Below are 14,897 nucleotides of genomic sequence, written 5' to 3' on the forward strand. Positions count from 1 at the left end.
ATGCCCCGAGAGCATCTCACGTCCCTGCCCGGAACCCGTTGGCACGTATGGCGTTCCGCGTTGCTCCGGTCGGCCGGTTTTCCGGCCGACGGGATGAGCCGGTTCGCCGCTCCGGCGCTCGCGGAGGCGGCCGACCGGCACCTGCGCGGGGACGGCGACGCCGCGGAGTTCGCTGCGGCGTTCGACGCCGCCGCGGCCGACCTCGGGCAGGCGGTCTACGACATCGCCTGCGACGACGCCTTCCGTACGGCGCTGACCTGGCAGAACCCTGCGGTCCTGCTCGCCGTCGACGCGATCCGGCGCGACGGCCCGCACGCCCCGCGCAATCTGCGCCGGCGGCACCGGGAGGAGGTCGTCGCGAAGTACTGGCAGCGGTACTGCCTGAAGAACGACACGGTGGGCTTCTTCGGCCCGATCTGCTGGACCGAGCTGGGCGGCAGCGGTCCGGTCGCGACGGTGCGTCCCGGCGCGGCGCTGACGCGTACCCGGAAGGTGTTCCTGGAGCGGTGGGGCCTGGACGCGCTCGCGGAGGCCTTCGCCCGGGTGCCCGGCGTGCGGGACTGGCTGCCGGTGCGGCTCGCCCCGCACCTGAGCCTGCGCGACCGCGTGCTGCGGCATCCGCACCATCCACCGCAGACACTCCCGGCGGCGACCGCCGGGCTGCTCGCGCTGGTGCGGCGCGGACCGCGCGTGGCCGACCTGGTCGCCGCGCTGCTCGCGGACCCGGCGAGCGGTTTCCGCCGGGCCGCTGACGTACACGCGCAGCTCGACGACCTGGCCGGGCGCGGCGTGCTGCGGATCGGCTTCGACCTGCCGGTCGACCTCACCGCCGAGGACGCGTTGCGCGATCAGCTCGCCGCGATCGGCGACGACACGGTCCGCGAGCGGGTGCTCGGCGACCTCGCGACGGTGAGCGACCTGCGCGACGCGGTGGCCGCCGCCGACGGCCCGGACGCGCTGGCCGCGGCGATGTCCGCGTTGGACCGGCGGTTCGTGGAACTGACCGGCCGGGCCGCGCGGCAGCAGCCCGGCGAGGTGTACGCCGGGCGCACGCTGTGCCACCTGGAGACGGTCCGCGACCTGGACGTCCGCTTCGGTGACGCCCTGCTGGAACGGCTCGCGCCGCTGGAACCGCTGCTGCTGTCGGCGCGGTGGCTGACCGCGGCGATCGGGCAGGCGTACGCCGACGCGCTGGCCGCCCTGTACCGCGACCTCGCGGCGGAGTCGGCCACCGACGACGTGCCGGTGGCCGACCTGTGGTTCCTGGCGCAGGCGGTGGTGTTCGGGGCAGATCCGCCCGCCGCCGCCGTCACCGCCGGGTTCCTGGACCGGTGGGCGACGGTGCTGGGCCTGGCCGACGCCGACGCGGACGCCCGGGAGCTGCGGTTCGACGCCGCCGCGCTGACCGAGCGGGTCGCCGCCGCGTTCCCCGCCGACGTGCCCGGCTGGGCCGCCGCCCGCATCCACAGCCCGGACGTGCACGTGTGCGCCCCGGACGAGGCGGCGCTGCTGCGCAGGGACTTCACAGTCGTGCTCGGCGAGCTGCACGTGGCCCTGGCGGCGTTCGACACGCACTTCTTCGCGTACGGGCACCCGGACCCGCAGCGGCTGCGCGACGGGATGCGCGCCGACCTGCCCGGCGGCCGGGTCCGGCTGCTGCCGCCGGTGAACTGGCCCCGGCACACCGCCCGGATCGCGGAGTGGCTGCACGGGCCCGCCGACGCCCAGCTCGGGTTCGTCGACGCTCCCGGCGCCGACCCGGACCGCCTCGTGCCGATCACCACCCTGACCGTGCGGCCGGACGACGACGGCACGCTGACCGCGCACGCCGACGACGGGCGGCGGTGGCCACTGCTGGAGGTGTTCGCGCCGCTGTTCGACTACCAGGTGTTCGACACGTGGAAGCTGGCCGGCAACGCCGGGCGCACGCCGCGCGTCACAGTCGACGACCTGGTGCTGGTCCGCGAGACGTGGCGCACCACTGTGGGCGAGACCGGCCTGCACACGGTCAAGGGCGAGCGGGAACGCTACCTCGCGGTACGACGCTGGCGGCTCGCGCTCGGCCTGCCCGAGCGGATCTTCGTGCGGGTCGACACCGAACTCAAACCCAGCTACGTGGACCTGACCAGCGGCGTCTACACCCGGCTGCTGTGCACGCTGCTGCGCGGCGCGCACACCAAGGGCGGCGACGGGGTCGGACTCACAGTCACCGAGCTGCTGCCCGGCCCGGACGACGCCTGGCTGACCGACGGGTCCGGCCGGGCGTACGCCTCGGAGCTGCGGCTACAGATCGTCGACCCGGCGCAGGTGCGGTAGCCACTCGGTGGCGTCCGCCGGCGCGTCGGGGGTCTCGGTGTCGAACAGGCGCAGCCGGCGTACGCCGTAGGCGCCGAGCGCCACCACGGCCAGGGCCAGCCCGGACACCACGAACGCGAACCCGAGTCCACGGCCGGGGCCGGTTCCGATCAGCGCGCCGACGCTGCCGGCCAGCGCGCCGCCGGGGGCGAACATCGGTTCCAGCAGCGACCCGCTCAGCGGCACCAGCACGGCGAAGCCCAGCGGCAGCGTCGCCCAGGTCAGCGTCTGGATGATCGCCAGCACCCGGCCGTGGAACCGCTGCGGCACCTTCACCTGGATGATCGACAGGTAGATGCCGTTGTGCAGGCCCAGGCCCAGCCCCACGCCGAAGCTGCCGAGCGCCACCAGCAGCAGGCTCGGGCGGACGCCGCTGAGCACCAGGCTGACCGCCACGCCGAACGCGATGGCGATCAGCGCGGGCATCCGGCGCCGGGTCGGGCCGCCCCACACGGCGATGGCGAGTCCACCGAGGACGGCGCCGAGCGCCTCGGCGAACGCCACGGTGCCGACCTGGCCCATCGTGCCGAACGCGAGCACCATCGGCGGCACCAGCAGCAGGCTCGCCAGGCACAGGTTGTAGAGCGAGAAGAAGCCCAGCATGGCCCGGAAGCCCGGCTCGGCCCACGTCATCCGCGCCCCGCCGATCAGCTCGGCCAGGAACGGCTCCTTGCGGCGCCGGCCGAGCAGGTCGGGGAACCGCACCGCGGCCAGCACACCGATCGCCACCACGTAGCTGACGATGTCGATGACCAGGACGCCGGCCAGGCCGATCGCGGCGAGCAGGCCCGCCGCCAGCAGCGGCACCGCGAGCGAGCTGAGCCCGACCGCGAGCTGCGCGATGCCGTTGGCGTGCCCCAGGTAGCGCTTCGGCACCACCTGCGGGATCGCGGCCAGGTAGGTGATGCGTTGGAACACCGACGCCGCGCCGAGCACGCACACGAGCGTGTAGACGGCCGCCAGTCCCAGCCGGTCGGTCCAGAGCAGCAGCGCCAGCAGCGCCTCCGCTGTCACCGCCGTCGCGCACGCGGCCAGCAGCACGCGGCGCCTGTCGAACCGGTCCGCGACCGCGCCGGCGACCGGCAGCGCCAGCAGCGCCGGCAGGTAGGCGATCACCCCGGACAGGCCGAACCACAGCATCGACCCGGTCTCCAGGTAGACCCAGACCGGCACCGCCCACTGGGTCAGCGCCGAGCCGGTCGACGAGATGAGCTGGCTGGCGGTGATGGCCAGGAACCGGCGTACGCCCGGTTGCACGCCGGTCTCGGCGGTGACCGGATCGGTGCTGGTGGCCGCCAGTGCCCAGCCGTTACCGGCGAGCTGTCGCGGCGCGGCGGACGGCTCGGCGAGCCGGGGATGGGTACGGGTGAGCACCTCGGCGAGCGCCTCGGCCCGCTGCTTGACGAAGTAGTGCCCGGCCTCGTCCAGCACCACGAGCGCTGTGGACTCGCCGAGGAAGCTCCACTCGCGGTACCGCTCCTCGTAGTACTCGGTGAGCACGTCGTGGGTACCGACGACGGAGATCACCGGTGCGGGCACCCGGACCGGCTCGCCGTCCAGCCACTCGGTGAACCGCTCCTGCGCCTCGGCGGCCTCCCGGCGTACGTGGTGCACGAACCGGTCGACCTGCGCCTGGTCCAGGTCGGCCAGTTCCGCGCCGATCGAGCGCAGGAACGTCTCGTACCGCCGGTCCGCGCCCCGGGAGTCGGCCCAGTCGACGAGCCGGCCGAGCATGTTGTCCGGGCGGGCGGTGGGGAACACGCCACCGGCGTAGATCGCCTCGATCGGGCGTCCCCGCTCGTGCAGCCGCCGGGCGATGCCGGTCAGCAGCGCGCCGCCGACGCAGTGGCCGTACAGGACCAGCGGGCCGTCCACCCGCTCCTGGATCTCGGTCACGCACCGCTCGACCAGCTCGTCGAAGGGCAGCTCGGTGTCGCGGACGCCGACGTCGTGGCCGGGGATCGCCACGGAGAACAGCGTGTGCCCGGCCGGCAGCGCGTCCGCGAGCGGCTGGTAGATGCTGGCGAGCCCGCCGCCGTACGGCACGCACACGTACGAGCGCACCCGCTGGGCCGCCGGGACCGGCCGGGTCAGCTCGTACAGCAGCGGACGCTGCCGTTCCCGGTCCGCCGGGGCGTCGATCAGCGCGGCCAGCCCCTGCACCGTCGGGTGCGCGAACACGTCCATCACGCCGACGTCGACCTGCCCGTACGCCTCACGCAGCAGCGCCAGCATCCGGATCGCCAGCAGCGAGTGACCGCCCAGCTCGAAGAAGTCGTCGTCCAGGCCGACCTCGGGCACGCCCAGCACGTCGCGCCAGGTGGCGGCCACCGTCTGCTCGACCGGGGTCACCGGCGGACGGCGCTGCGCGGGGGCGACGCCGGACGAGGGTGCGGGCAGCGCGGCGGTGTCGAGTTTGCCGTTCGCGGACAGCGGCAGCGCGTCGAGCGTGACGAACGCCGACGGCACCATGTACTCGGGCAACCGCCGCTTCAGCGCCGCCCGCAGCTCCGCCGGGTCCGGGGCCTCCCCCGTCAGGTACGCCACGAGACGCTGCTCGGCGGGCGTGGCGCCGCGCACGACGACGGCGGCGGTGCCGACGCCCGGCTGTTCGCGCAGCACCGCGGCGATCTCCCCCAGCTCGATCCGCAGGCCCCGCAGTTTCACCTGGTCGTCGATGCGGCCGAGGAACTCCAGCGTCCCGTCGGTACGCCAGCGGGCCAGGTCGCCGGTGGCGTACAGCCGGCCGCCGGGCTCACCGAACGGGTCGGGGACGAACGAGGCGGCGGTGAGTCCGGGGCGGTTCAGGTAGCCGCGGGCCACCTGCACGCCGCCGAGGTGCAGCTGCCCGGCCACGCCGGCCGGGACCGGGCGCATCGCCTCGTCGAGCACGTACGTGCGGACGTTGCGGATCGGCCCGCCGATCGGCACCCGGGTCACGCCGGTCAGCGCTTCGGGCGTGGCCGCCCAGGCGGTGACGTCGATCGCCGCCTCGGTGGGTCCGTACAGGTTGTGCAGCGCCGCCGACGGGATCGCGGCCACGGCGCGGCGGGCCAGGTCGGCGGGCAGTTCCTCGCCGCTGCACACGATCCGCCGCAGCGACCCGCAGCGGGCCGGGTCGGCCGGGCCGGCGGTGGACAGGAACGCGTCGAGCATCGACGGCACGAAGTGGACCGTGGTGATCCGCTCCCGTTCGATCAGCTCCCGCAGGTACGCCGGGTCGCGGTGCCCGCCCGGCGCGGCCAGCACCAGCCGCGCGCCCACGAGCAGCGGCCAGAACACCTCCCACACCGACACGTCGAACCCGATCGGCGTCTTGTGCAGTACCGCGTCGTCCGGTCCGAGCGCGAAGGCGTCCTGCATCCAGTCGAGCCGGTTGACGATCGCGGCGTGCTCGTTGACCACGCCCTTCGGCCGCCCGGTGGAGCCCGACGTGTAGATCACGTACGCCGCGTTCCCCGGTCCGGCGGCAGTGCCCCCTGCGGTGCGCGGCCGGTCCGGCGCGGTCAGCGGCAGCACTGTGCCCGGGACGGTCAGCCCGTCCGGCAGCTCGTCGGCCAGCAGCACCCCGGCGCGGGCGTCGGCGAGCATGAAGGCCAGCCGCTGCGGCGGGTGGTCCGGGTCCAGCGGCAGGTACGCCGCACCGGCCCGGTGGATGCCGAGCAGCCCGGCGATCAGGCGGCGGGAGCGGGGCTCGTGGATCGCGACCACCGACTCCGGTCCCACGCCGTGCGCGACCAGCCGCGACGCCACCTGCTCGGCGGCGTCGGACAGTTGCGCGTACGTCATCCGGGTGTCGCCGTCGACCAGCGCGACCGCGTCCGGCGTACGGCGGGCCTGGGCGTCGAACAGCTCCGCCAGCGTGGTCCGGCGCACCGGGGCGGCGGTGGCGTTCCAGCCGGTCACGACCGCCGCGTGCTCGGCGTCCGGCATGACCGGCAGCGCGCTGACCCGGGTCCGGGGCGCGACCACGGCGGCGGCGAACAGCAGCAGGTAGCGGTCCGCGAACGCCTCCATCGCGGCGCGCTCGAACAGCGCGGTGCGGTACTCCAGCCGCAGCTCGTCCCCGGCGATCTCCAGCGACAGGTCGTCCATGGCGCCGCCGAACGCCTCACCCCGACCGGTAGGCAGGTGGTGGAACGTGAGCTGGTAGAGCGGCGGCACGCCCGGGTCGCGTCGTACCGCCAGCTCCTCGACGAGCTTCTGGAACGGCATGTCCTGGTGGTCCCAGGCGTCGAGCACGACCCGGCGGACCCGGCGCACGAGCGTCAGGAACGGTGGGTCGCCCGACACGTCGACGCGCAGCACCAGCATGTTCATGAACATGCCGAGCAGCGGTTCCAGCTCGGCCCGGTCGCGGCCGGCCACCGGCATGCCGACCACCACGTCGTCGCTTCCGGACAGCCGGTGCAGCAGCGCCACGTAGGCGGCCAGCTGCACCATGAACGGGGTCGCGGCGGCCTGCTGGGACAGCTCTGGCAGCGCCGCCGTCACGGGCCCGGGCAGCGTCCGGCGGACGTCGGCGCCGTCGAACGTGAGCGTCGCCGGACGCGGCCGGTCGGTGGTCAGCGCGTGCACGGCGGGCAGGCCGGTCAGCGCCTCCCGCCAGTGGTCGCGCAGCTCGTCCCACCGGGGGCCGTCGAGGCGGTCGCGTTCCCAGGCCGCGTAGTCGGCGTACTGGATCGGCAGCTCGGGCAGGTCCGGCGCGCGGCCCGCGACGGCGGCGGCGCACAGCTCGGTCAGCTCGGCGCGCAGGTGCAGCAGGGACGTGCCGTCGAGGATGACGTGGTGCCCGGCGAACAGCAGCCACCAGGTGTCCGGGTCGAGCCGCAGCAGCCGTGCCCGCCACAGCGGGGCCGCGTCCATCGGCAGGTCGAGGCGGGCGTACTCGGCGACGATCCGGGCGCGGGCGGCGTCCCGCTCCGGCCCGGGCAGCGCGGACAGGTCGGTGACCGGCAACTCCACCGGGACCGTGGGGTGGATGTCCTGGTAGAGCCGTCCGTCGTGCAGGCGCAGCGTGGTGCGCATGGCCTCGTGCCGGTCGGTGACCGTCCGCAGCGCGGCGAGCGCCTGCTCCGGCCCGGCACCCGCCGGCAGGGTGACCGCGTCGGTCATCGTGAACAGCGGTTGCCCGGGGCTGAGCTGGGCGGTGAACCAGACCCGCTCCTGGGCGTACGAGGCGGGAACGGTGTAGACGTCGTCCACCGGCGTGACGTCGTGGCGTGACTCGGTCATCCCGGCCGTCCCGGCCGGCGCAGGCGCGGGATGGGCGCCTCGGCCGGTGGGGCGGCGCGCAGCGACTCGATCCGGGCGGCCATCGCCGCGACGGTGGGCGCGTCGAACAGCACCCGCATGGACAGCCGGGCGCCCACCGCCTGCCGGATGCGCAGCACCAGCTGGGCGGCCACGAGCGAGGTGCCGCCGAGCCGGAAGAAGTCGTCGTGCGGGCCGACCTCGGTCACGCCCAGCACGTCACGCCAGATCCGGGCGACGGTGTCCTGCAGGTCACCGTCGGCGGCGGTCACCGTCGAGGCGGTGGCCGCCGTGGTCGCGGCGAGCCGCCGCTCGTGCCCGGCGACCGCCTCCACCGTGTAGGCGCCGATCGCCACCGAGCCGGTCCGTCCCTCGGCGAGGACCCGGCACGCCGCGCGCACCGCCGCGTCCGGGGCCAGCCCGTCGTGGTCGGGTACGCCCTCCTCCCGCCACGCGCCCCAGGCCACCGACAGCACCGGCGACCGCCAGCCGTGCGGGCTGCGCGCGTACGCGTCGAGGAACGCGTTGGCGGCCGTGTCGTCGGCGCGGCCCAGGCCACCGGCGAGCGCGGTCACCGAGGAGCTGAGCAGCACGAAGTCGAGCGGCATATCACCGAAGACCGCGCGCAGCGCCAGCGCGCCGGTGACCTTCGGCAGCAGTTCGGCTGTCGCCTCGGCCGGCCGCGACCCGGTGGACAGCCCGGTGTCGGGCAGCCGCGCGGCGTGCACGATGCCGTCGAGTCCGCCGAGGTCGTCCTCGATGTCGGCGCGTACCGCCCGCAGCGCGTCCACGTCCGTCACGTCGGCGCGCACGTGGCGGACCTGCGCCCCGGCCCGTTCCAGCGCCTCGACCAGGTCCGGCCGGGCGGTCCGGCCGACCAGCACCAGCCGCGCGCCCCGGCGGGCCAGTTCGGCGGCGAACGCCCCTCCCACCCGGCCCAGTCCGCCGGTGATCAGGTAGCGCCCGCCGTCGCGCACTGCCGGCCCGGTACGCCGGCGCGCCGGTGCCGCCGCGAACCCGCGCGTCCAGCGGCGCCCGCCCAGCCGCAGCGCGACCGCCTCGGCCCGCTCGGCGCCGAGCAGCTCGTCCGCCAGCGCGTCCGCGCCCGGCTCGGCCGGGTCGGCGTCCACCCAGTGGCAGCGCAGTCCCTGACGTTCCAGCGGCACCGAGCGCACCACCCCGGCGACTGTGGCGTGTTCCGGGCGCAGCAGGTCGGAGCCGGTCACGTCGGCCGTCCCGGCGGTCACCACGTCCAGCGTCACGTCAACGGCCGGCAGCGCCTCCAGCAGGGTCAGCAGCGCGAGGTACCCGTGTTCCTGGGCCGCCGCCACGGCGTCGGCGTCCGGGCCGGCCGGGTCGCCGTCGAGCGCCCACGCGTGCACGATCCGGGCGGCCCGGCCGTCGTCGGCGCACTCGTCGAGCAGGCGCTGGTGGTCGGCGACGCTGGCCGGGCGCAGCCGGTAGCCGTCCGGGCGGACCGCGAAGGCCGGTCCGGGACGTACCACTGTGACGTCCGCGCCGCGCTCGCGCAGCCGGTCCGCGAGCGCCGTGCCGCGCTCACCGGCGGCGAACAGCAGCAGCGGCCCGGGCGCCTCGACGGGCGCGAGGTCGGGCAGTTGGCGCCAGACCGGCACCTCGGCCACGCCGTCGTCGTACCGCTCGTCGATGGCCGGTTCGGCGGGCGCGGCCACCGGTTCCGGGTCGATCCAGTACCGGGCGCGCTGGTACGGGTAGCCGGGCAGCGGCACCCGGCGCGGCGTGCCGGAGGCGGGCAGCCGCACCGGCACCCCGGCCGTCCACAGGCGACCGGCCGCCTCGTACGCGGTCTGCCTGTCGGTCAGCCGCTCCCCCGGCGCGGGCAGCGTGCGCAGCGGCGCCCGGGCTCCCGCCGGCAGGCTGAGCCGGGCCAGACCGGCGAGTTGCCGGCCGGGACCGCACTCCAGCAGCAGCCAGTCGTCGGCGGCGCCGGTCGCGGCGAGCGCGGCCACTGTGGCGCCGAACCGCACCGGCCGGCAGAGCTGGTCGGCCCAGTACGCCGGGTCGGTGATCTGCTCGTCGGTGAACGGCGCGGCGGTCGCGGCCGAGAACACCGGCAGGTCCGGCGCCCGGCGCGGCACCGCCGCCACGAGCGCCGCGAACTCGTCGCGCACCGCCGCCAGCAGCGGCACGTGCATCGCGTACGGCGACCGCAGCGGCGTGCAGCCGATGCCGCGTTCGCGCAGGAGGACCTCGGCGGCGGCGACCGGTTCCGGCGCGCCGCCCAGCACGCAGGTGTGCGGGCCGTTGCTGATCGCCACCGCGACACCGTCGGGCAGCAGCGCCGCGATCTCGTCGGCGCCGCGCTGCACGGCGAGCATCCGGCCCTCCGGCGCGGCCTGCACGAGGCGGCCCCGGGCGGCGGCGAGCCGCAGCGCGTCCGGCAGGTCGAACACCCCGGCGACGGTCGCGGCGACCAGTTCGCCGACGGAGTGGCCGATCATCGCGGCGGGCGTGACACCCCAGTGCCGCCACAACGTCGCCAGCGCGTACTCGACGGCGAACAGCGCGGGCTGCGCCACCGCCGGTCCGGCCAGCCGTTCGTCCGCACCGGGTCCGGCGTCGAAGATCATCTCGTTCGCGTCCCAGCCGAGGATCGCGGCGCACTCGTCCACGGCGGCGGCGAACACCGGCTCGGTAGCGGCCAGGTGCGCGCCCATGCCGGGGTGCTGCGCGCCCTGGCCGGGCAGGAGCAGGCCCACCCGGGGCGGCGCGGCGGCGTCCCCGGTGGCGCGCCGTTTCGGGTCGGTGAGCGCCGCTGCCGCCCGGCCCCGGTCCACAGCGACGACGGCGGCCCGGTGCCGGTACTCCGGCCGGCCCTCCCGCAACGTGTACGCCACGTCGCGCAGCTCCACATCGGGCGCGCCGGTGAGCCGCTCGGCCAGCCGGGCACAGGCAGCGGCCAGCGCGTCGGGGGTCGCGGCGGACACCTGGAGCAGCTCGCCGCCGCCGTGACCCGGCTCCGGGGGTACGTGCGGCGGCGCCTCCTGGAGCACCAGGTGCGCGTTGGTGCCGCCGAGGCCGAGCGAGCTGACGCCGGCACGCAGCGGTCGCTGGTCCTCGGGCTCCCACTTGGTCAGCGTGGACACCACGTAGAACGGGCTCGCCTCGATGTCGATGTCCGGGTGCGGCCGGTCGTGGTTGACTGTGGGCGGGATGAGCCGGTGCCGCATCGACAGCACGGTCTTGATCAGGCCGATCACGCCGCCGGCCGCGCTGAGGTGACCGATGTTGGCCTTCGTGGAGCCGACCCCGCACCAGCCCCGCTCGGCGGTGCGCCGCCCGTACGCCGTGCTCAGCGCCGCCAGCTCGATCGAGTCGCCGAGGACGGTGCCGGTGCCGTGCGCCTCGACGTACCCCACCGAACGCGGGGCGACGCCGGCCACCGCGAGCGCCTGCGTGACCACCTCCACCTGACCGGTGACGCTCGGCGCGGTGAAGCTCGCCTTGGCCGAGCCGTCGTTGTTCACCGCGTTGCCGATGACCAGCGCCCTGATGTCGTCGCCGTCGGCGAGCGCGTCGGAGAGCCGCTTGAGCACGACCACGCCGACGCCGCTGCCGTAGACGGTGCCGTCGGCGTCCGCGTCGAACGGGCGGCAGTGCCCGTCGGCGGAGGTGTAGCCCTCGTCGGCGACGTACCCGACGCCGTGCGGCAGTTCCACGCACACGCCGCCGGCGAGCGCCGTGTCGCACTCGCCGCTGCGCAGCGCCTCGGCGGCCAGGTGCACCGCGACGAGCGACGACGAGCAGGCGGTCTGCACCGTCATCGCCGGCCCGCGCAGGCCGAGCCGGAACGCGACGGTGCTGGCCAGGTAGTCCGGCTTGTTGCCGAGCGACACGCGCAGCTCACCGGCGTCCGCGAGCGCCCGCGGGTTCCGCCGGACGTTCAGCCACTGGTACAGGTCGGCGTTGCCGCCCGCGTACACGCCGATCTCGCCGTCGTAGCGGGCCGGGTCGCAGCCCGCGTCGGTGAGCGCGGCGTGCGCGTGTTCCAGGAACAGCCGCTGCTGCGGGTCGGTCAGCTCCGCGTCGCGGGGGCTCATCCCGAACAGCTCCGCGTCGAACCGGTCCACGCCGTCGAGCACGGCGGCCACCGGCACGTACGCCGGATCGTCGAGCTGCTCCGCCGGGACGCCCCGGGCCAGCAGCTCCGCGTGGGTGAACCGGGTGAGCGACTCGGCGCCGACAACCAGGTTGCGCCAGAACTCCTCCGCCGACTCCGCCCCCGGCACGCGCAGGCTGAGCCCGACGATCGCGATCGGCTCCACTGTCTCGTTCACGCCATGACCTCCGGCTCGGCCGAATCGCTGATGTGCAGGCGCAGTTCGCTGACGTAGCGGCGGCCCGCGCGGTCGGGCAGCCACGCCTGCCCGAGCGCGGGCAGCAGCTCCGACACGGTCACCGCCACGTCGTCGCCGCCGGCCCGCCGGGCGGCGCGCAGCAGCAGGCAGAGCCGGTTGGCGTAGAGCGGGCTGGTCAGGTCCACGTAGGTGGGCTTGAGTTCGGTGGCCACCCGGACGAAGACCCGTTCCGGCAGGCCCAGCGTGGCCCGCCAGCGGCGTACCGCGAGGTAGCGCCGCGCCTGGTCGACGGCGTCGGCCAGGCCGGTCGCCCCGACAGTGGTGCGCCAGGTCTCCCGGGCCAGCACCAGCCGGTCGACTGTCACCCGGGGGCTGTGCGGGCGGTCGGTCATCAGCTTGAACGCGTCACCGGCGTGCACCGCGATCAGGTCGGAGAACACCTCGACCAGCGGCCAGCGCGTGCCGTCCGGGCCGGTCGCCGCCAGCACGCCGTCCACCTCGGACACGACCGCCGCGTTCGCCGGCACGAGCCGGTCGCGCGGCGCGCCGGGCGCGTCGGCGAACGCGAGCCGGTGGTCGTCCGGCCCGTGCAGGGACGCGGACAGCCGCCCGCCGACGCGGGGGAAGTCGACCGGGTAGAGCGGGCGCAGCCGTCCCGGGCCCAGGTCGGCCGCGTACGCGCGCCGCAGCCGGTCCACGTCGGGGTGACAGTGGGTGAACAGCTCGGCGTTGAACGTGGCGTACGCGGCGTGCAGCTCGCCGAGCACCGCCCCGAACTCGCCGGCGGCCAGCGCCTCGGGTGACTCGGCGAACAGTTGCAGGTCGGGGCTGTGCACCCGGCCCGCGCTCCAGCCGGGACGGGTCGCCGGGAAGCGGTCGGCCACCAGGAGCGCCAGCTCGGCCGCGGCGAACTCCACCCGGGCCGTTCCCTCGGGCAGTCCGGCCAGTCCGAGCACCCGTTCCCAGCGGGCGGCGAACTCGGCCGCGACCCGGTCCACCGGCCGGTCGCCGGGCCCGAACAGCGGCCCCTGCGCGACGAACCACAGGTCACCGAGCCGGACCGGTCCGTCGCCGCTGAGGTCGTCGTACAGGTCGCGCAGCGCGTCGCCGTACGCGGTGGCCAGTTCGGCGGTGAGCCAGCGTGCCGCCCGCAGCGGCAGGTCCAGCGCCGGGGCCAGGGAGTCGAGCAGGCCGTCGCCGACCGTGAGGTCCACGTCGCGTGCGGTCTCCTCGTGGCACAGCGCCCGCCCGGCGTAGTTCTGCCCGGCCCGGCGGCGCGGCGGCAGCCCGGTGAGCGCGGTGAACTCGGCGTCCAGCGCGGACAGCGCGCCGGTGAGCGCGGCCGGGTCACCGGCGGCGTCGGCGACCCGGGTGCGGGCGGCGGCCAGCCGGTCCAGCCCGTCCAGCGCCCGTGTGCGGCACTCCCGGTCACCGATCGCCGCGATCCGCTCCCGCAGGTGGTCCTGCGCGGCGAAGCCCTGCGGCAGGTCGAAGTCCCAGCGCAGCAGCCCTCGCTCGACGAGCTGGGTAAGCAGCAGGAACCCCTCCTCGGCGCGGCGTACGCCGGTCTGCCCGTCACGCACCAGATCGTCGACGACGTCCCGGGCCGGGCGGGTGCCGTCGCACCGGCACAGCGCGATCGACTCGCTCAGCGACACCGGTTCCGGGCGCTGGGCGGGCCGGTGCACGACCCGGCCCTCCAGGTGGACGTGCGGCGCCCGGACCGGTGCCAGCCACTGCCGGACCTGCGGGTCGGCGGCCAGCCGGTCCGCGTACGCGGCGAGCGCCCAGTGTTCGAGGTGGACGGCGCGGTGACGGAGCAGCCCGGGGCCGGGCACGGCGGTGACACCGGGCGCACCCGGTGCCACGGCGCCCCAGCACACCGGCCCGAAGAAGCCGATGGTCTCGCACTTGGCGACGTAGCGCTGCCAGTACCCGGCGACGACGTTCTCCCGGCCCCGGCGGCGGACGTTGCGGGGTGCGTCCGGGCCGTCGCGGAGCAGCCCGTCCAGCGCCACCAGCGCCTCCGGGTTCTGCCAGGCGACGGCCTCGCGGAACAGCGGGTCGGCGGCGATCCCGCACAGCGCCGCCGACGACGCCCGGACGGCGGTGGCGTACGCGGCCGTGAACGCCGTCTCATCCAGGTCACCGTTCAGGTGCCGGTCGGCGGCGTCGGCGCAGTCCGGCGCGGCGAACCGGTCCAGTCCGTCGGCGGGGAACCCGGCGCTGCGCAGCAGCACGTCCCGCCACACCGACCAGCCGGTGTCGCCGAGGGGGACCAGGTACGTCACCGCGGCTCCTCCTCCACCACCGGGCGGCGCTGGACCCGCTGGCGGCGCAGCGCGCCCCGGCGTGCCGCCCGTTCCACCGCCTCGTCCTCGGCGTCCTCGCCGGACGACGCCGCACCGAGGCTGTCCAGGTGCGCGGCGAGCGCGCGGACGGTCGGGTGGTGGAACAGGTCCACGACCCGCAGGTTCGTGCCGAGCAGCCGGTTGAGCTGCCGTTGCACGACCGCGACCGCGAGCGAGCCGCCGCCGACGTCGAAGAAGCTGTCAGTCGCGGCCACCTCCGGTACGCCGAGCACGTCGCACCAGACCGCGGCGATCCGCCGCTCGGTGGCGGTGGCCGGGCGGGCGGCGGGCACCCCGGCGCGGCCTCCGGTCCGGTTCACCCGGGCGGCCCGGGGCACGCCGTCGGCCGTTCCGGCCGGGACGGCCGTCCAGGCGGGCAGCTCGGCCACCGGCCGCTCCGGGTCGGCGGCACCGGCCCGCAGCAACCGCTCGACGTCGGCGAGCACGTCGCTGATCAGCGTCTCGCCGTAGACGTCCGGGTTGAAGACGATCTCCACGCGCAGCCGCCCGTCCCGGGTGATGCCGTAGAGCGTGAGGTCGAACGGTGAGCCGGGCGCGGGCACCGGCACCGGTTCGGCGGCCGGCCCGGCCAGGTCCAGCC

The 14,897-nt window shown here is 75.8% G+C and carries 5 protein-coding genes (1 of these 5 running past the window's edge); 1 reads left to right on the forward strand and 4 read right to left on the reverse strand.

Annotated features, from left to right (window positions below; translation table 11 throughout):
- Positions 1-2,316 (forward strand): lantibiotic dehydratase, encoded by a 2,316-nt coding sequence (locus FHX31_RS16965; RefSeq protein WP_184976742.1) that lies wholly within the window; start codon positions 1-3, stop codon positions 2,314-2,316.
- Here the strand turns inward: FHX31_RS16965 and FHX31_RS16970 are convergent.
- The 4 genes in view from FHX31_RS16970 to FHX31_RS16985 are tightly spaced (each overlapping or abutting the next) and all read right to left on the reverse strand, a layout consistent with a single transcriptional unit that may run on beyond the window.
- On the reverse strand, positions 2,284-7,590 hold the full coding sequence (locus tag FHX31_RS16970; RefSeq protein WP_184976743.1) for a non-ribosomal peptide synthetase/MFS transporter: 5,307 nt from the start codon (positions 7,588-7,590) through the stop codon (positions 2,284-2,286). The genes FHX31_RS16965 and FHX31_RS16970 overlap by 33 nt on opposite strands.
- A complete protein-coding gene (locus FHX31_RS16975; RefSeq protein ID WP_184976744.1) occupies positions 7,587-11,924 on the reverse strand; it encodes a type I polyketide synthase in 4,338 nt (1,445 codons plus the stop codon). Before FHX31_RS16975 ends, FHX31_RS16970 begins: the two co-directional genes overlap by 4 nt.
- The gene (locus FHX31_RS16980; protein ID WP_184976745.1) at positions 11,921-14,236 is read right to left on the reverse strand and encodes a lantibiotic dehydratase; all 2,316 of its coding nucleotides are present in this window, start codon (positions 14,234-14,236) and stop codon (positions 11,921-11,923) included. The genes FHX31_RS16975 and FHX31_RS16980 overlap by 4 nt, the downstream gene beginning before the upstream one ends.
- Positions 14,233-14,897, reverse strand: partial view of a non-ribosomal peptide synthetase gene (locus FHX31_RS16985; RefSeq protein ID WP_184976746.1) — the end only. It continues 2,851 nt past the right edge of the window; only the last 665 of its 3,516 coding nucleotides appear in the window; its start codon lies off the right edge, out of view — the gene reads right to left on this strand; the stop codon is at positions 14,233-14,235. Before FHX31_RS16985 ends, FHX31_RS16980 begins: the two co-directional genes overlap by 4 nt.

The organism is Micromonospora sp. CNZ286 (genome assembly GCF_014207755.1).

Bases quoted from the DNA above. Each gene is read 5' to 3' on its own strand.
- FHX31_RS16965 (WP_184976742.1), top strand. From the start codon at position 1: ATGCCCCGAGAGCATCTCACGTCCCTGCCCGGAACCCGTTGGCACGTA.
- FHX31_RS16970 (WP_184976743.1), bottom strand. From the start codon at position 7,590: ATGACCGAGTCACGCCACGACGTCACGCCGGTGGACGACGTCTACACC.